This is a genomic window from Clostridium sp. KNHs214 (assembly GCF_000744935.1).
Lineage (GTDB): Bacteria > Bacillota > Clostridia > Clostridiales > Clostridiaceae > Haloimpatiens.
This window is the reverse complement of sequence record NZ_JQMW01000014.1, coordinates 213,170-231,838: the sequence shown is the minus strand read 5'-3', so window position 1 is coordinate 231,838 and position 18,669 is coordinate 213,170. Positions and strand designations below refer to the sequence as shown.

At 36.3% G+C, this 18,669-nt stretch carries 13 protein-coding genes, 2 tRNA genes and 3 rRNA genes; 16 read left to right on the top strand and 2 right to left on the bottom strand.

Annotation, left to right across the window (positions count from 1 at the left end; genetic code table 11):
- Nucleotides 1-307: 307 nt before the first annotated feature.
- The 10 genes from CC89_RS19295 to CC89_RS19250 all read left to right on the top strand — a co-directional run bounded on the left by CC89_RS19295 (nt 308) and on the right by CC89_RS19250 (nt 10,454).
- Nucleotides 308-1,222, top strand: coding sequence for a hypothetical protein (locus tag CC89_RS19295; RefSeq protein ID WP_035295054.1), 915 nt, complete (start codon nt 308-310; stop codon nt 1,220-1,222).
- Nucleotides 1,223-1,910: 688 nt separating this feature from the next.
- A 16S ribosomal RNA gene (locus CC89_RS19290) occupies nt 1,911-3,421 on the top strand.
- 316 nt (nt 3,422-3,737) lie between these two features.
- A 23S ribosomal RNA gene (locus CC89_RS19285) occupies nt 3,738-6,642 on the top strand.
- Nucleotides 6,643-6,797: 155 nt separating this feature from the next.
- Nucleotides 6,798-6,914 (top strand): 5S ribosomal RNA (gene rrf, locus CC89_RS19280).
- The 16S, 23S and 5S rRNA genes sit together here with 2 tRNA genes alongside, the layout of an rRNA operon.
- Nucleotides 6,915-6,919: 5 nt before the next feature.
- A tRNA-Phe gene (locus CC89_RS19275) sits at nt 6,920-6,995 on the top strand.
- Between the two features lie 9 nt (nt 6,996-7,004).
- A tRNA-Cys gene (locus CC89_RS19270) sits at nt 7,005-7,078 on the top strand.
- 372 nt (nt 7,079-7,450) lie between these two features.
- Nucleotides 7,451-7,732, top strand: a complete 282-nt coding sequence (locus CC89_RS19265) for a hypothetical protein (protein WP_035295051.1) — start codon at nt 7,451-7,453, stop codon at nt 7,730-7,732.
- An 88-nt stretch (nt 7,733-7,820) separates the two neighbouring features.
- Nucleotides 7,821-8,075 carry a hypothetical protein gene (locus tag CC89_RS19260; RefSeq protein ID WP_185750830.1) on the top strand — a complete coding sequence of 85 codons (255 nt, stop codon included), beginning with the start codon at nt 7,821-7,823 and terminating at the stop codon, nt 8,073-8,075.
- 214 nt (nt 8,076-8,289) lie between these two features.
- Complete coding sequence (locus CC89_RS19255; protein WP_185750829.1) at nt 8,290-9,096, top strand: hypothetical protein; 807 nt, start codon at nt 8,290-8,292, stop codon at nt 9,094-9,096.
- Nucleotides 9,093-10,454 (top strand): hypothetical protein, encoded by a 1,362-nt coding sequence (locus CC89_RS19250; RefSeq protein ID WP_051932046.1) that lies wholly within the window; start codon nt 9,093-9,095, stop codon nt 10,452-10,454. Before CC89_RS19255 ends, CC89_RS19250 begins: the two co-directional genes overlap by 4 nt.
- Before the next feature lie 469 nt (nt 10,455-10,923).
- Here the strand turns inward: CC89_RS19250 and CC89_RS19245 are convergent, their stop codons facing one another.
- On the bottom strand, nt 10,924-11,856 hold the full coding sequence (locus tag CC89_RS19245; RefSeq protein WP_035295042.1) for a S66 peptidase family protein: 933 nt from the start codon (nt 11,854-11,856) through the stop codon (nt 10,924-10,926).
- 1,004 nt (nt 11,857-12,860) lie between these two features.
- Here CC89_RS19245 and CC89_RS19240 point away from each other — a divergent pair.
- Complete coding sequence (locus CC89_RS19240) at nt 12,861-13,391, top strand: DUF6106 family protein (RefSeq protein ID WP_035295039.1); 531 nt, start codon at nt 12,861-12,863, stop codon at nt 13,389-13,391.
- Nucleotides 13,392-13,458: 67 nt separating this feature from the next.
- Here the strand turns inward: CC89_RS19240 and CC89_RS19235 are convergent, their stop codons facing one another.
- A complete protein-coding gene (locus CC89_RS19235) occupies nt 13,459-14,613 on the bottom strand; it encodes a zinc-binding metallopeptidase family protein (RefSeq protein WP_035295036.1) in 1,155 nt (384 codons plus the stop codon).
- A 208-nt stretch (nt 14,614-14,821) separates the two neighbouring features.
- On the opposite strand from CC89_RS19235, the gene CC89_RS19230 reads away from it, so the two are divergent.
- From CC89_RS19230 to CC89_RS19210, 5 genes are all read left to right on the top strand, one after another.
- Nucleotides 14,822-15,034 (top strand): sigma factor G inhibitor Gin, encoded by a 213-nt coding sequence (locus tag CC89_RS19230; protein ID WP_035295034.1) that lies wholly within the window; start codon nt 14,822-14,824, stop codon nt 15,032-15,034.
- Nucleotides 15,013-16,440 carry an aminotransferase class I/II-fold pyridoxal phosphate-dependent enzyme gene (locus CC89_RS19225; RefSeq protein WP_035295031.1) on the top strand — a complete coding sequence of 476 codons (1,428 nt, stop codon included), beginning with the start codon at nt 15,013-15,015 and terminating at the stop codon, nt 16,438-16,440. The genes CC89_RS19230 and CC89_RS19225 overlap by 22 nt, the downstream gene beginning before the upstream one ends.
- A gap of 27 nt (nt 16,441-16,467) precedes the next feature.
- Nucleotides 16,468-17,091 carry a dTMP kinase gene (gene tmk / locus CC89_RS19220; RefSeq protein WP_081897130.1) on the top strand — a complete coding sequence of 208 codons (624 nt, stop codon included), beginning with the start codon at nt 16,468-16,470 and terminating at the stop codon, nt 17,089-17,091.
- Nucleotides 17,092-17,377: 286 nt separating this feature from the next.
- A complete protein-coding gene (locus CC89_RS19215) occupies nt 17,378-17,707 on the top strand; it encodes a cyclic-di-AMP receptor (protein ID WP_035295025.1) in 330 nt (109 codons plus the stop codon).
- A 17-nt stretch (nt 17,708-17,724) separates the two neighbouring features.
- Nucleotides 17,725-18,669, top strand: coding sequence for a DNA polymerase III subunit delta' (locus tag CC89_RS19210; protein WP_035295022.1), 945 nt, complete (start codon nt 17,725-17,727; stop codon nt 18,667-18,669).

Below are 18,669 nucleotides of genomic sequence, written 5' to 3'. Positions count from 1 at the left end.
ATTTCTCCTTATGAAAAGATAGAATTAAAGGTTAATATTAAGCTTATAGATTCAGCACCATATTCCACAGAAAATAGAAGTGCAAGTTTTGATATAGTGCTAGATGCAAGGCAAGTCAATGATAAAGCTTATAGTAATGATAGATATTTTAGTTATGTAACTAGAAGTAAAAAATAATATTATTACTACAGGAGAATATCCAAAGCCTATAGTTAAAATATATGCTTCGGCAGGGCCAGTTTTTAAAGGCGCACTTCCTGATAAGCCAAATTATGAAAGTCCTAGTTATGTTCAGTGGTTTATAAAAATGCTGAATCTTATATTCCTGAATGATATAGCTAGTAATAGTCAAGGAAATACAGTAGGTGAATCCTTTAATCAATATAGTAATATACCTAACTTAGGTGAAACTAGTGTCAGAAATAATATGGGAAGCACGTACTTTAAAAGCTGGAAGGGAAATGTTATATCGAAAAAAGATGATGTACACGATAAGAGAAATGAACATGGAACTATTGTTCATTATATTGTAGCTATTGCTAATCCTGTAAAAGAAGATTTAGATTATGGAAAGATACAACTGGATAGTTCAAATATAAATATTTCTCAATGGGATATATTTAAGAGTATAAAATATAAAAATGAATATAAGGTTGATAGGGAGAGTGAAGATTTAGCTCCTATAGGTAATCCAAGAAGGGTTCTCACATACCAGTGGAAAGGCAATGAATATAAGCGAAATAACGGATATGGTAATTCTGTGGCAAAGGAAGCGGATTTAATAATTTTTGATATTGGAGGTAAAGGATATTATTCATTAAATGAATATAGTGGAATTTTTGCAGATAGATTAGCTCAATCATCTTTAGATAACCTAAGAGAAAAATTACAAGGTTATAGGGCACATGCGGATTTAGTTGGATGGCCTTGGAATAGGTATTGGGAAACCAGTTGGCAAGGAAAAATGAGAGATATAGTTTTAAATAAAATGGTACCTAAAAATGATGTATATTGTAGGTTAGATAGAACGGAATGTAATATAAAATTTAAATACAAGGATTATGAAGTTAATTCTGGCACATATACTATTAAATTTATGGATAATAGAAAAGCCAGTGAAAGTTTAAGTAAAAAGCCAAATAAAACTGATGAAAAAGTTTCAAATAAGACTAATGAAGATACTTTAAATAAAAATAATATTGAGGAATTTAGATTTAAGTAAATAATAAAAACGCAAAGAGCAGACCAACTCCCAATGCTTTCTGATTTGAATTTAGATTTAAATAAACAATAAAAATTCACGGCTGATAGTTTTTAGCCGTGGGTTTTTATAAAGCTAGAGTGTAAGGCATATTCAAATAAATAACAAGTCAGTATGCTAGCCTATTTTGCGTCATACTGCGTTAGCAAAACTTGTCGATAGTTCTTACCAAAAGCGGAATCTGATTTCTTGTCTGACACAAAATATACTAGCATCTTTGACTTGTTATTTCTTTTCATTTACCTAAATGTTAATAACTCTGTTGATAAGATGTGGAAAATGCGAGGATAAAATGTGTATAAGTATTAAGGAATTATACAACATTTCCTAGTATATCATTACATAAAAAATAAAGAAATTTAAAGCAAATGATAAGAATTAGAGTATAATTAATCATAATAAAATTTTATATAAAAACAACGTTATTTATGAAGTGGTAAGATAGTAAACGTTGCAGGAAACAGACAATAAAGATTCTGATAACTGCCGTAAATTAATAGTCAATAAAAAAATGTTGACAAAGTAATTTACAAATGATAAGATGATTAAGTCGCTTGAAGCGGCAGAGAAAAGCTGGTCTTTGAAAATTAAACAGAGATAAAGATGTAAATCATAAAGTCAGTGAATTTGAGTTTGAGATTAAATTCTTAAAATTGAGAGTTTGATCCTGGCTCAGGACGAACGCTGGCGGCGTGCCTAACACATGCAAGTCGAGCGATGAAATCCCTTCGGGGATGGATTAGCGGCGGACGGGTGAGTAACACGTGGGCAACCTGCCTCAAAGAGGGGAATAGCCTCCCGAAAGGGAGATTAATACCGCATAAAATTATGGAATCGCATGGTTCTGTAATCAAAGGAGCAATCCGCTTTGAGATGGGCCCGCGGCGCATTAGCTAGTTGGTAAGGTAAAGGCTTACCAAGGCGACGATGCGTAGCCGACCTGAGAGGGTGATCGGCCACATTGGAACTGAGACACGGTCCAGACTCCTACGGGAGGCAGCAGTGGGGAATATTGCGCAATGGGGGAAACCCTGACGCAGCAACGCCGCGTGAGTGATGAAGGCCTTAGGGTTGTAAAGCTCTGTTATCTGGGACGATAATGACGGTACCAGAGGAGGAAGCCACGGCTAACTACGTGCCAGCAGCCGCGGTAATACGTAGGTGGCGAGCGTTGTCCGGATTTACTGGGCGTAAAGAGTGCGTAGGCGGATGTTTAAGTGAGATGTGAAATACCCGAGCTCAACTTGGGTGCTGCATTTCAAACTGGGCATCTAGAGTGCAGGAGAGGAAAGCGGAATTCCTAGTGTAGCGGTGAAATGCGTAGAGATTAGGAAGAACACCAGTGGCGAAGGCGGCTTTCTGGACTGTAACTGACGCTGAGGCACGAAAGCGTGGGGAGCAAACAGGATTAGATACCCTGGTAGTCCACGCCGTAAACGATGGGTACTAGGTGTCGGGGGTCCAACCTCGGTGCCGCAGTAAACACATTAAGTACCCCGCCTGGGGAGTACGGTCGCAAGATTAAAACTCAAAGGAATTGACGGGGGCCCGCACAAGCAGCGGAGCATGTGGTTTAATTCGAAGCAACGCGAAGAACCTTACCTAGACTTGACATCCCAAGAATACTGTGGAAACACGGTAGTGCCCTTCGGGGAACTTGGAGACAGGTGGTGCATGGTTGTCGTCAGCTCGTGTCGTGAGATGTTGGGTTAAGTCCCGCAACGAGCGCAACCCCTATTGTTAGTTGCTACCATTAAGTTGAGCACTCTAGCAAGACTGCCTGGGTTAACCAGGAGGAAGGTGGGGATGACGTCAAATCATCATGCCCCTTATGTCTAGGGCTACACACGTGCTACAATGGTCGGTACAAAGAGACGCAAGACCGTGAGGTGGAGCAAATCTCAAAAACCGATCTCAGTTCGGATTGTAGGCTGCAACTCGCCTACATGAAGCTGGAGTTGCTAGTAATCGCGAATCAGAATGTCGCGGTGAATACGTTCCCGGGCCTTGTACACACCGCCCGTCACACCATGAGAGCTGGTAACACCCGAAGTCCGTGAGGTAACCGTAAGGAGCCAGCGGCCGAAGGTGGGATTAGTGATTGGGGTGAAGTCGTAACAAGGTAGCCGTAGGAGAACCTGCGGCTGGATCACCTCCTTTCTAAGGAGAACATGAAAAGGAAGTCACCTTTTCGTAAATTATGACAAGTTCACTGATATCTCTGTTTAATTTTGAGAGACCAGATACAATGGTCAATTAACAATGAGCAATGATCAGTTAAGTGATTGATTGTAGAAGAAAATCTCTCAAATGAAGTTAAATACGTTAGTGTTTAACTAATGTTCTTTGAAAATTGCACAGTGAAGAAAAGTAGAAATTATTACAATTGTGATGATTTCACTGGAGAATCAATTATAGAAACAAACTAATCAGTAACTAGTCGCTAGAAAACTAGCACACTAGCAAACTGACGAAAGGTCAAGCTACAAAGGGCGCATGGCGGATGCCTTGGCACTAGGAGCCGACGAAGGACGTGATAAGCTGCGATAAGCTGTGGGTAGGCGCAAATAGCCTGTGAGCCACAGATTTCCGAATGGGGCAACCTGCTCAGCTACGCTGAGTACTGTATGCTGAATTCATAGGTATACAGAGGCAAACCCGGGGAACTGAAACATCTAAGTACCCGGAGGAAGAGAAAGAAAAATCGATTTCCTAAGTAGCGGCGAGCGAACGGGAAAGAGCCCAAACCTAAGTCTTCGGATTTAGGGGTTGAGGATAGATCATAAAAGCTTAGATTTTCTAATCGAAGAGAGCTGGAACGCTCCACCACAGAAGGTAATAGTCCTGTAGGTAAAAGAAATATAAGTAAGATCTACTCCAGAGTACCACGAGACACGTGAAACCTTGTGGGAAGCTGGGAGGACCACCTCCCAAGGCTAAATACTACCTAGTGACCGATAGTGAAGAAGTACCGTGAGGGAAAGGTGAAAAGAACCCCGGGAGGGGAGTGAAATAGAACCTGAAACCGTGTGCCTACAAACTGTCGAAGCACTTTACATGTGTGACGGCGTGCTTTTTGTAGAACGAGCCAGCGAGTTATGGTATGTAGCAAGGTTAAGCACTTTTGGTGCGGAGCCGCAGGGAAACCGAGTCTGAATAGGGCGATTAGTTGCATGCTGTAGACCCGAAACCGAGTGACCTATCCATGGCCAGGTTGAAACGGAAGTAAAATTCCGCGGAGGACCGAACCGCGTTGGTGTTGAAAAACCATGGGATGAGCTGTGGATAGCGGAGAAATTCCAATCGAACTCGGAGATAGCTGGTTCTCCCCGAAATAGCTTTAGGGCTAGCGTCAGGTAATGAGTAATGGAGGTAGAGCACTGAATAGGCTAGGGGGCATATCGCTTACCGAACCTTATCAAACTCCGAATGCCATTTACTTTTATCCTGGCAGTCAGACTACGAATGATAAGATCCGTGGTCAAAAGGGAAACAGCCCAGACCATCAGCTAAGGTCCCAAAGTGTAAGTTAAGTGGTAAAGGATGTGGGATTTCTAAGACAACTAGGATGTTGGCTTAGAAGCAGCCACTCATTTAAAGAGTGCGTAATAGCTCACTAGTCAAGAGATCCTGCGCCGAAGATGTCCGGGGCTCAAACTTACCACCGAAGCTATGGATATACAATGTATATGGTAGGGGAGCTTTCTGTACGGGTTGAAGTCGTACCGTAAGGAGCGGTGGATTGTACAGAAGTGAGAATGCTGGCATAAGTAGCGAGAAATGAGTGAGAATCTCATTGGCCGAAAATCTAAGGTTTCCTGAGGAAGGCTCGTCCGCTCAGGGTTAGTCGGGACCTAAGCCGAGGCCGAAAGGCGTAGGTGATGGACAATCGGTTGATATTCCGATACCACCATGATCCGTTTGAGAAATGGGGTGACGCAGTAGGATAGGATGTGCGCACTGATGGATGTGCGTCTAAGCACTTAGGATGATTGAACAGGCAAATCCGTTCAGTCTTAAGTCTGAGGTGTGATGGGGAGTGAAATTTTAGTAGCGAAGTATCCGATTCCACACTGCCAAGAAAAGCCTCTATCGAGGAAAATGGTGCCCGTACCGCAAACCGACACAGGTAGATGAGGAGAGAATCCTAAGGCCAGCGGAAGAATTGTTGTCAAGGAACTCGGCAAATTAACCCCGTAACTTCGGGAGAAGGGGTGCCTACGAGAGTAGGCCGCAGTGAATAGGCCCAAGCAACTGTTTAGCAAAAACACAGGTCTCTGCTAAAGCGAAAGCTGATGTATAGGGGCTGACGCCTGCCCGGTGCTGGAAGGTTAAGGGGATTGGTTAGCGTAAGCGAAGCCTTGAACTTAAGCCCCAGTAAACGGCGGCCGTAACTATAACGGTCCTAAGGTAGCGAAATTCCTTGTCGGGTAAGTTCCGACCCGCACGAATGGCGTAATGATTTGGGCACTGTCTCGACAACAAATCCGGTGAAATTGAATTGGAGGTGAAGATGCCTTCTACCCGCGATTGGACGGAAAGACCCCGTAGAGCTTTACTGTAGCTTAGCATTGAATTTCGGTATTGTCTGTACAGGATAGGTGGGAGACTTAGAAGCAGGGGCGTCAGCTTCTGTGGAGTCATCCTTGGGATACCACCCTGACAGTATTGAAATTCTAACCGGAGGCCATGAATCTGGTCACGGGACATTGTTAGGTGGGCAGTTTGACTGGGGCGGTCGCCTCCTAAAAAGTAACGGAGGCGCCCAAAGGTTCCCTCAGCGCAGTCGGAAATTGCGCGCAGAGTGTAAAGGCAGAAGGGAGCTTGACTGCGACACATACAGGTGGAGCAGGGACGAAAGTCGGGCTTAGTGATCCGGTGGTTCCTCGTGGGAGGGCCATCGCTCAACGGATAAAAGCTACCTCGGGGATAACAGGCTGATCTCCCCCAAGAGTCCACATCGACGGGGAGGTTTGGCACCTCGATGTCGGCTCGTCGCATCCTGGGGCTGAAGTTGGTCCCAAGGGTTGGGCTGTTCGCCCATTAAAGCGGCACGCGAGCTGGGTTCAGAACGTCGTGAGACAGTTCGGTCCCTTTCCGTCGCGGGCGTAGGAAATTTGAGAGGAGCTGTCCTTAGTACGAGAGGACCGGGATGGACCAACCTCTGGTGCACCAGTTGTCACGCCAGTGGCATAGCTGGGTAGCTATGTTGGGAAGGAATAAACGCTGAAAGCATCTAAGCGTGAAGTCCACCTCAAGATTAGATTTCCCATAGCGTAAGCTAGTAAGACTCCTGGAAGACTACCAGGTTGATAGGTCGGAGGTGTAAGCATGGTAACATGTTCAGCTGACCGATACTAATAAGTCGAGGGCTTGATCAAAATATAACTGACAATTGATAATTGACAGTTGATAATTAAAAGATTTTCCACACTGTGCAATTTTGAAAGAACAATAAGTTCTTTTAAAGGAAACTCGCTCAGCAGAGCTGAGGAGTACTATATGTCTAAGGTCTAAAGACCTAAGAACTATGGCATCTGGTGATTATGGCTTGAAGGTAACACCCCTTCCCATTCCGAACAGGACGGTTAAGCTTCAAAGCGCCGATGGTACTGCAGGGGAAGCCCTGTGGGAGAGTAGGTCGTCGCCAGGTTATTTGGCTGGATAGCTCAGTCGGTAGAGCAGAGGACTGAAAATCCTCGTGTCCCTGGTTCGATTCCTGGTCCAGCCACCAACTAAATAAGGCGCTATGGCCAAGTGGTAAGGCAAAGGTCTGCAAAATCTTCATCCCCGGTTCAAATCCGGGTGGCGCCTCCAAAAAAAGAACTATGAGTTATCATAGTTCTTTTTTTAGTGGACTAGAGTGTTAGTGGGCCAGTGTGCTAGAGAAGCAGTTAGAATGGAATATTTAAGGATTTATAAGATTACCTGTGAGACTAATTATTGTTAGTTTTGGAGGTTTTTTTATTTTAATTATTTTTTTAAATACTAGTATTTTTATGCTTTAAACTGACAGTCTATGTCATTTATGAGGTATATAATTAAAATAAAGCTTATTAATTATATATAAAGGGTGGGGACAATAAGTGGATTACAATAAAGAGGATTTAAATAACAAATATAGAAAATAAAATATGCATAACAATACCTAAAGGAGTAAGATTTTTATATGGGAAGGAGGAGTAAAACATGAAAATGCAGCTTTGCTCTAAAACGAAAGCTGGGAAATGGGCAGCTATCTTAACTCTGCTTTTTATTGTATTGATGGCATTAAAATTATCGACTTTAGCTATACGTATAAGACTTCCCCTGCCAACTCCATTTATTGCGGTTATAGGGGTTGTGGGATTTATAGTCGCAGTTGTATCAATAATAAAGAATAAAGACAGAGCTTTATTGACATTGCTATCCATACTAGTTGGACTGTTGATTATTTTTTGGACAATAGCAGAAACAGCATTTCCTCATTAGTACATTATTCTAAGATTTTAAATAGAAACAGTACATTAACCTGATAGTCTATTAGTTAGGGAGTGATCATGATATATAAAATTAACACATGCAGGATAACTTATATATTCTAGTCAATGCTGCTAGGGAGGCCAACATTTCTGATATTATTGCAATCATCTTGATGGGGAGTGTTTTTGGAGTAGTTTTTGGGGCAATGGTATATAGGCGTAAATCCATATTGTTATTTTCTGTTGTATGTGGGATTGTTTACATTCCTTTTGGATTATTAGTAAGAGCTATGAATTCAGGACATTGGATAAAAGTATGGTTGGAGAATTTTTTAAGGCATTTAGCAATATAGAGTTGAATTTTCAGCTGTTTTTTCTGAAACAACAATGAAAGAAGCAATATTAAATGATTAGAGTGACATATATTTTCGCTCTAATGTTGTATAATTAGTTTTAGTAATCTTTACATAAGGGTGAAAGGATTAGCATTAGAAAAATAGTCAATGAAAATATAAGGAGGAGTGGGGTATGCTGAATGCTGGATATAAAAAAGAAGCATTAGCTGAATTGGATAGGGTGAATAGGAAATATCAGAGTGCCTATGAAGCAGCAGTAAAAAATATTTCAGATTTACATGAAAAGCGATTATTTTCAGTAAAAATATTAAAAAATGTTGAAACATACATATTGAATCTTGCCAACAGACCTAAAGAGTACGAAAAAATTGTAAGTGAGATTGTTTTAAGAAGGGAGAGATTTGAATCAGACTTACATGCATTGGAACTGGAAAGCAACAAGGCTCATAAAGTTAGTGGTAGTGTAGCTGGAGCAGGAGTTGTAGCTGGAGCTGGTGTAGCTGCATTAGGACCGTCAGCTGCAATGGCTATAGCAATGACCTTCGGAACAGCATCTACTGGAACAGCAATTGCAACCCTCTCAGGTGCAGCCGCTACAAATGCTGCATTAGCATGGTTAGGAGGCGGTGCTTTGACAGTTGGAGGTGCTGGTGTTGCTGGGGGGGAGGCATTCCTAGCATTAGCTGGTCCTGTGGGCTGGGCCATTGGTGGTGCCGCACTTTTAGGAGGAGGTGTATTAGCGAACAGCAAGAATAAAAAAATAGCTGAAAAAGCTGAATCAAGTAATAGAACGGTAAGAAAAGAAACAGAACGAATTCAGGAAATTGATGTTAAAGTTACTGCACTTCAAAAAACTACTGTTTTACTTAATTCACAAATCAGTCAATTGCTTGATAACATGAAATACGTAGGATTGAATGATTACAAGCATTTTACAGATGATAACAAGAATAACTTAAGAAAGATGATGAACTCAGCGGAAGCATTGTCTAGAAAGATTGGAGAAACTGTTTCATGATAGATGAAAATGAGTATAGTTCATCAGAAGTAAAAAAAGAAGAATGGGTAAATACAAAATGTGATAAATATGACTATATGATTGCTGCTTTTTGTGGCGCGGCAGCAGGCTTGGTAGACATACTGTTTGTTGGTGCACCTGGTATGAGTAAGTTGAGAAACTTTACAGATGTAGCTGCCGATGAACTTGTAAAAAAGGCAGCGAAACTGGCTGGTTGGAAACCGAAGCCAGAGAATGAAGATAGTGTGTCATCTGCTATAGGTTTTTTTGAAAGAAATTATTCTGTGAATTATGATCAGAAAAGCACTAGCGAAGTTGGTGGTTTGTTCAATATGGCAGCAAAAAATCATCATTATAAGTCTTTATCGCATTCTCCAGATCCAATTGGATTGTTTTTTTCAATATTAGACCAGTTTATGAACACGTCAAGTTTTTTGAGCGATGGTCAATTGATTCGAATTGATACATTAGATGAGGAATCACCATTAAAAGGTGGTAATTTTTTAGCAAAATTGTTCTCTGGATTTTGTAACTGGCTGGGTCACATTATGTCAGATATGGCGGGAAGTTCTGGTAATAGAGGCCTCGGCAGTACCAGACGTGGAACAGGCGTTTCTATTCCTTTTATGGAATTGTTTCAGTTATGTGATTTTGGTAAACTGCAAGTTGGAAAAGACAGACAAACACTTGCAGTAGTAATGACACGAGTATTTCAAGAAGGGTATGACTTAAGATTTGGTGCGGCTATGGCGATACCAGTATTGATGGGAGAATTGATGATTAAAGCAATATGGGTTATTCGTCAAAGATTCTTTGAAAAGAAGGAATGGTCTGAATGCATTCCAACAAAACAACATGCAGAATTACGCATTATGTTAATTGTAGGAAATAGCACATTATGTCTTATTGATGGAACAGATGCTGCAGTGCATGGTGTAGTTGAAAGCAGTAATGTTATGACATTTATCCTACATCTGAACTATGTAGCATGGGCAAGATTAATTATGCTAGTATTGCGAGAGTTGTGTATAAGACTTGGGCCTGTTATTGCTGCTGCTCTTAGAGAATTTGAGGAGGCAATACTCTACATTGTAACACCGAAGGAAAGAGTGGTGATACAGCAATTTTATGATAGAATGCAGCAATTGGATGTGTCGCTTGAAATATTATTAAGGGAGTTTATAATTCAAGTTGAGCAGGAATATCAGTTGATATATCATGAGATTGCAGAAACTTTTTCAAGTAAAAAATCTTCTGCGGTACAGGCTGAACATTCTGTGGCACTTGCAAAAGCGTGCGGCGTTGATGATTTAAAAATAATGAAAAATAATAAAGATTTAGATGATTTTTTTGGATAGGAGGAAGCGTAATGTTTTTACATATATTCAGGCAAGAGGAAAAAGGATAATAAAGAACTGCAAAATATTCATTCCCGAGTTCAAATCCGGGTGGCGCCTTCAAAAAAGAGGCTGTCGCATTAAGGAATTTACATAAAATATATTGTTTTGCAAGTTTAAAGTTAACACAATATATCCTAGAATTTATTTTTAGTGCAACAGCCTCTTTTTAGTTTTGCGTCAGTATGGGCGCAAAATTAAGTATGAATTAGTAGGTTAGAAGTAAGAATACTAAAAAATATGAATAGTATTGTGTAGATAGCTTTTTATTCTATTAGGTACATCAAAATAAATAACAAGTCAAAGATGCAGGTATATTTTGTGTTAGACAAGGAAGCAGGTTCCGCCGCTAGTAGAACTATCGGTGGGTTCTGCTGACGCAAAATAGACTAGCATACTGACTTGTTATTTATTTGAATGTGCCTAAGGTTTATAGGGGTATAGGGCCAGAACTTACTACTGATTCTAATACTTGAATCTTGCACTTCACGCAATTAAGTCTTATTTTACCTCCTATAGGTAATGTTATATTGGGATAGTTGTGCCCAGAGGGAAAATTAAATAAAGTTGGTCTATTTAAAGACAGAATTTTATCCTTGAGTACTTCATTTAAGGATAAACTTTTTTCGCGATTTTCTGCATCACAGTTGGTGAAATGACCTAGTATAAATCCTCTGCATTTTTGAAGTTTATTTGCATTATAAAGCTGTGTAAGCATTCTATCAATTTTATAAGGTTCTTCACCTATTTCTTCTAAAAAAAGTATTTTATTTATAGTGTCTATTTCGTAAGGAGTACCCAAAGAGCTACACAGTAAGGAAAGATTACCGCCTACTAAAAAGCCTTCTGTTATGGAATTGCTGAAGCTTTTAATATGAGAATCGTAGGAATTTATACAGTATGGTCTAAATCCGTTTTTTAAAGTACTTAAAAGACTTTCTAGGGTGCGTTTTTCTAATAGATTGGATGTGAGCATTGGACCATGAAAAGTTATAAGGTTGCAACGTCTGTACATTTCATTAAGAAGGATAGTTATATCACTGTAGCCTATAAAGGTTTTAGGATTATTTTTTATTATGTTCCAATCTATAAAAGGAAGAATTCTACTGCTACCATAGCCACCTCTTAAACACATAATTATATCTACAGTTTTATCTTTAAACATGTCCATTAAATCGCAAACTCTATCCACATCATTTCCAGCTAGATATCCATTTCTATTAAAAACATTCTTACCAAATTTAATTTTAAATCCTAAACTTGTTAGTAATTCAATGTTCTTTAAAACATTTTCTCTGCTTTCAGGTCCTGATGGGGCTACTATGCCTATAGTGTTTCCATCTTTTAATTTATTACCTAGCATTTTTACACCCCTTTCTTATAATTTTTTATGGCATTTTATATATTTGAATGTGCCTAACTTTATTAGACTCTTTATAAGTTATTATTAAATAGTACAATTTATTCTTATAATATATTCTTCTTATATTATATTAGCAAATATTTAAGTATATAAATCATATTAAAAAATTTAGTAAAATATATCTAATGATTATCCCACAATAAGTATTACATTGCTTGAATTATGAAATTTCTCTGGAATGAATTGCATAAGAAGCGAAGGAACTATTTAAATTTATTGTTCCAAGCTCTTATGCAAGTCATGGAGGAGAAATTTCATAATTCCATTACATTCTACCTTATTGTGGGTTAATCATCTAATATGTAATATCATTGCTGATTTAATTCACAAAGAAAGTAGAAGTGTAATGGAATATGCTTTAAGCTGTGAAGTAAATATGGTAATCAAACATATACCTGCATATATTATAAGAGTAAATGAATAAAAAGATTAAATTAGAGCCTGAATCATTATAAATAAGTTTTTATAAGCTTTAGTGGAAGAGAAGTAGCTAGAAGTAGTCCTATTAAGTAAATTCAAGCTGAAGCTAAGAATTACTCCATATTCATTTGATAGTAAATGAAGAATATTGGCAAAATTAAACTGAAATTACATACTTAATTTAATAAATGAAATTTTTCCTTCACAATTTGAATGCAACAAAATAATTAATGAAAAATGTTACGGAAACACGAAGTATTAAAAGAAAATTAATAAAAAAATGAATCACATGAAGCTAAATTGATTTTTAAGATTAATTTAAGCATATTCATTGATTAAAGGGCTTTAAACCTGAGTGGAAGCCCTAGCTTATTTGCAAAAAGACTAGTATAATCTCTATATGCCCACAGAAGGGGATATTTAACATATCTTTAACAAAGATATAATATAATTGTAAAGCTATAATATATAATTATATTATATGTTAATAAAATTTAAGTATTAATGATAGAAGGGTGAGGGAATTGTATAAAGAAATAATTGAAAGAAAGAAATTGCCAATAGCGACTTTTTTAATAACTTTGCTATGTGTATTTATATATGTGTATAAATTTATTGCTATGTGGATTACGGGTGATGACAGCCTTGTGGAGGACGCATTGGGTCTAGCTATTTTTATATTTATGGCCATAGTATCAGTTGGAGAAATATATAGATCTGGTATAAGATATAAATATTCTATAATTGCGGATCAATTTATAATTCACAAAATCATTAGAAATAACAATATAGAAGAAGAAAGCATTAAATTTAAGGATATAAAATTTTTAGGCAGAGTTAAAGATTTAAAAGAGAATTACAAAGTTAATTCTACTAAGAAATATTTATGTTCAGTGGTTAACACCAACAGATATTGTTGTGTATATTCTAGTGGTGGGAAGCTTAAAAAGTTCTATTTTGAACCTAGCAAAGAGATGATTGGAAAGTTAAGATTTATGATGAACAAAGATGAATGTAGAGCATATATGAGAAATAGAGTTAGTATTTCTATATAAGATAATAGGCTATCTAAGTTATCAACAATTGATTTATTGAAGTTTTGATAACTAAAGATAGCTTTTTTTATTTTGTAATTATTGCATGTTCTTCTTTTATTTTAGATAGTAAGTCTGTATTTTCTATTAAATCTAAACCAGTTATGGCAAGTGCTGTGGATGCTTTTATGCATTGCTCAAGAGCAAATGTCTTTATTGTCTCTGCAGCAAATTCTTTTGATGGATAAGTGATTTTGGTGTTTTCTGTTATTTTTATAAAAGGATTTATGCATGGGACAACATGACTTACACTGCCGAGGCTTAAGCCAGGCATCATTTTTGGAAAATCTTCAACGTATATAATTCCTGCTTCCTTTAGATTATGTGAAAATATCCTGCATAAGGTCTCATTGGGGTGCATTTCTTCATAAGGAAGAGCATATATGCTTACGCCTATATCTAGGGAGAATATATTGCCAATACAAGTTACAAAGGATTTTATGAAGTCTAAAATTTTATGACTTTCACTTAAGGTAGTAGAATTAATTAAATAGTTAATTTCAAATTCTGAACATGTTTCATAGGGATTACAAGAACCTCTCCAATTAACAGCTTTTATATCATAACCCTGTGGTAGATTTTCTTGAAGAAAATTTGTAAAGCTATAGGTAAGAGTACCACAGTGGCTAGGAGTACATGTGGATAAAAGATAATTCTTATCTTTTGGAATTGAAAAATTTACTTTAACCGGAAGCATTGCATTGGATTTTAATGTTTTTGTTGTGATTATATTGGGATGTGCAACTAAAACAGCATCTATATCCCTGAAAGTGCCTTGTTTTACCATGGTTGTTTTAGAACCATTGATATATTGTCCTGGACAGCCTATTACAACTACAGTGCCACCTATCTTAGGTATTACTTTAGAAAGGCTTATAGCAGCTCCTAAGGACATGGTGGTAACTAAATTGTTGCCAGATATATGTCCATACTTAGAATCACCATCGTATTCACATAAATAACATATTTTAGGATGACCACTGCCAATTTGGGCATAAAAGCTTGTAGGGATTTCAAGATAATTTTCTTTTACATTAAAGTTATGTTTTTTTAACATGTTGATTATGTAATTATAGCAATTGTATTCTTTAAAACTTTCCTCAGGATTATTATATATATAATTAGCTGTTTCATATAGTTCATTTTTTAGAGTACTTAAGTAGCTTATAATTTCTTGTTTCATTATAATTATTTCTCCTTTCTAAAATAACTGGAAACATTTAATTGATTTCTATTTATTTCTTATTTAGTATGCCCAATAAATAAGTAGATATTTGTCGCATGAAAAGTTATATGGACAAAATAAATATACGTGGGTGATTGAATAAAATATAGTAAGAGAGGCAATAATTTAAATATTAAAAGGATAGCATGATTCAAGGGGGATTTATATGAATAAAAGAAATTGTATTATATGCGGCAAGCCTCTAAATAATGGTATAATTATTAAAGGAAGAGGAATTTGTAAAAAGTGTGAAGAAAAAATAGTAGGTTGTAATATAGAAACAGACTTCTATGAATACTACAAAAATTGCATAAGAAGAAACTTAATAGGCGATTTACTAAAGGGAGAGGATTTGATTTGTCAGGATTACCGTTATTAGAAGGTGTATTAAGGTATATAAAAGAAAAAAATCTATATTTTTGTATGCCGGGTCATAAGGGAGGTAAGGGATTTCGTACTACTGAAATAGGGAAGAAGTTTTTAGATAACTTAGCCCAGTTTGATATTACAGAAGTAGATGGAGTGGATAATCTTCACAATGCTGAAGGAATAATAAAGGAGTCTCAAGAGCTTTTGAGTGCATATTATGGGAGTAAAAAATCCTATTTTTTAGTTAATGGAAGTACTAGTGGCAATTTGGCTATGATATTTTCTTCATTTGAAGAAGGCGATAAAATAATAGTAGAGAGAAATTGCCACAGATCCATATTCAACGGAATTATAATGAGAAAGTTGAAGCCGGTTTATATAAAAAATAAAATAAATGAAAAATTTAATGCTCCTCTTTCTATAGATATGGAGCATTTTTTGTGTACATTGGAGAATAACAAGGATGCAAAAGGCATAATTTTAACTTATCCTAATTATTATGGTATATGCTTAGATTTAAAAAGAGTTGTAGAGGAAGCTCAAAAATACAATATGAAGGTTTTAGTGGATTCTGCCCATGGGGCTCATTTTGGAGTTAATTCTAAATTACCTCCTCATGCAGTAAAACTGGGAGTACACATGGCAGTTATGAGTTCACATAAGACACTTCCAAGCTTTACTCAAACAGCATATTTACATATAGGAAATCATGAGATAGATGAGGAAAGGGTAGATTTTTACGTAAGTTCATTTTTAAGCACTAGTCCCTCTTATATGTTAATGTGCTCTATGGATTATGGTAGATACTATCTTCAAGAAAATGGTGAAAAGGATTATGAAAAGCTTATAGAATTATGTACAATTTATAGAGATAAAATTAATAAACTTAAAGGATTTTATATATTAGGAACTGATGATATAAATCAGGGGGAGAGTATAGACTTAACTAGGTATATATTAAATGTAGAAAAAGGATACAGTGGGCATAAACTTTTAAATTATTTAAGAGAAGATGGTATTCAGTGTGAAATGAGTGATAGCCAAAATGTAGTGCTTATTTTTTCTCCATTTAATGAAGAAAAGGAGTTTGAGAAGTTGTATGAATGTCTAAGAAAGTGCAATTTAAAGAAGCTTAAAGAGCAATATAAAAAGAGCTTCATAGGTGAAATGCCTAAGATGGCTATAGAGCCTTATAAGGTTATGGGAAAACTTAAAATAAAGGTAAATTTGAAGGATTCACTAGGTAAAATAAGTGCTAGGGCAGTGGTGCCATATCCACCGGGTATTCCAGTGGTAATGCCAGGAGAAATTATAACTAGCGAAGTAATAGATATGATAAAATATAACTTAGAAAACAATATAGATGTAATGGGATTAGATGAAAAGAGTAAGGACATAGAAGTGCTAGATTTTTAGCAAATAAAGCATAATGGAGGAATGAAAATGAGCAGAGGACTTCTTATAACATTAGAGGGACCTGATGGTTCAGGAAAAACAACTCAAATAAGTTTATTAGAGAAATACCTTAAGGAAAAGGGATATGGGGTTATAAAAACCAGGGAGCCCGGTGGAACAGCTATAAGTGAAAAAATAAGAAATATTATACTAGATAATGGAAATAGTGAAATGTGCGGTATGTGTGAGGCGCTTTTATATGCGGCATCAAGAGCGCAACTTACCAGTGAGGTTTTGAAACCAGCTTTACAAGATGGAAAAATGGTAATATGCGATAGATTTGTTTATTCCTCAATAGTTTATCAAGGTATAGGAAGAGAATTGGGAGAGGATAGGGTAAAATACATAAATGAAGCGGCATTAGATGGATTAGAGGCAGATTTAACTATAATGCTTACAATTCCATATGAAGAAGGATTAAATAGAAAGTACAAGCAAAAAGAACTAGATCGATTAGAGAATAGCGGTAATGATTTTCACAAAAAAGTTTTTGAAGGATATTTAGAAATATCTAGAAAATGTGATAAAATAAAAGTAGTAGATGCAAATAGGGATATCAATGAAATACACCAAGACATAATAAAATTAGTGGAACAATTAATAAAAGCATAATAAAGCTAAAATTATAATTGGCAATGTACAAATACATGGTAAGACTTTAAACTTACACTTTAAAATCTAGAGTTTAAAGTGAATAAAGGCTAAGTCTCCTTCTAGAGTTTTCAATAAAATAATAAAATTGAATAATAAAGACACTTGTATTATAATAATATATTAATAATTAACAATTAATAATATATTTTTAAAATAAAAATATATTGCTAGTTAACTAGCGGGATATTAATACTAGCACTTTGGCCCACTAGCCACTAGCCCACAAAAAAGGGGGTAATATTTTATGAAACTTGTTATTGTAATAGTACAGGATGACGTTGCTTTGGATTTAATAGATTCTTTAACGGAATCTGGATACAGGGTTACTAAATTAGCTACTACAGGAGGATTTTTAAAATCAGGAAACACAACTCTTTTAATAGGTGTTGAAAAGGAAAAACTTGAGGAAGTTTTAGCTATATTAAAAGAAGAGTGCAGAACAAGAAAACAAGTGGTAACATCTCCATCACCAGTGGCAGGCTCTACAGGGGTATATGTGCCATATCCAGTAGAAATTGAAATAGGAGGAGCTACAGTTTTCGTGCTAGATGTAGATAAGCATTTAAAGATTTAGGTCTTTGGAGGTAACTAATGAGTTTTGAAGAAATAATTGGGCATGAGAGTATAAAGAAACAAATGATGCGGGCTATAGAAAAGGGAATGTTATCTCATGCCCATCTTATAATAGGAGAAGATGGAATAGGAAAGAGCACCATAGCTAAGGCTATGGCTCTTAAAATTCTAGGAAAAACTAAGGATATTGAGTATCCAGATATAATTCAGTGGAAAATACCTAACAATGAAAAGTCACTGAAAGTAGATCATATAAGACAGCTTATAGAAGAAATAAATAAGAAGCCTTATGAAGGTGATAAAAAAGTAGTAATAGTATACCAGGCACATAAAATGACTGAACAGGCTCAAAATGCTTTGTTAAAAACTATAGAGGAGCCTCCTAAGGGTGTATTTATAATTCTCCTCTGCGATAAGCCACAGGTAATACTAGAAACCATAAAATCCAGGTGTCAAATACATACATTGAGAGCTTTAGGTGAAGGTGAAATTAGAAAATTTGTCCTTAGAGAGTATAAGGATTTAAATATAGAACAGGTAGATGCGGTAGTAGCATTTAGTGCAGGAATACCAGGGAGAGCTGAAAAATTTGTTGAAGATAAGGATTTTCACTATATAAGAGATGGAATTCTGCAAATTCTTATTGCTATAACGAAAGTAGATGAATTAAAAGCATTAGAATATGAAAATTTCTTTAATAAGTATAAAGAAGATTGGGAAGAGGTTCTAAATTGCGGCTTAACTTTTGTAAGAGATGCTATGATTTTTAAAGAAACAGGTAATAGGGAACTTATAATAAATAAGGATAAAATTAAAAATGTACAAGAATTGGCCAATGTATTTTCATATATAAAATTAAATGATATTATAGATATAATAGGATCTGCAATAGATGGCTTACGTAAAAATGTTAATTCATCATTGATTTTTCAAATGATGCTACTTAAATTACAGGAGGTTTAG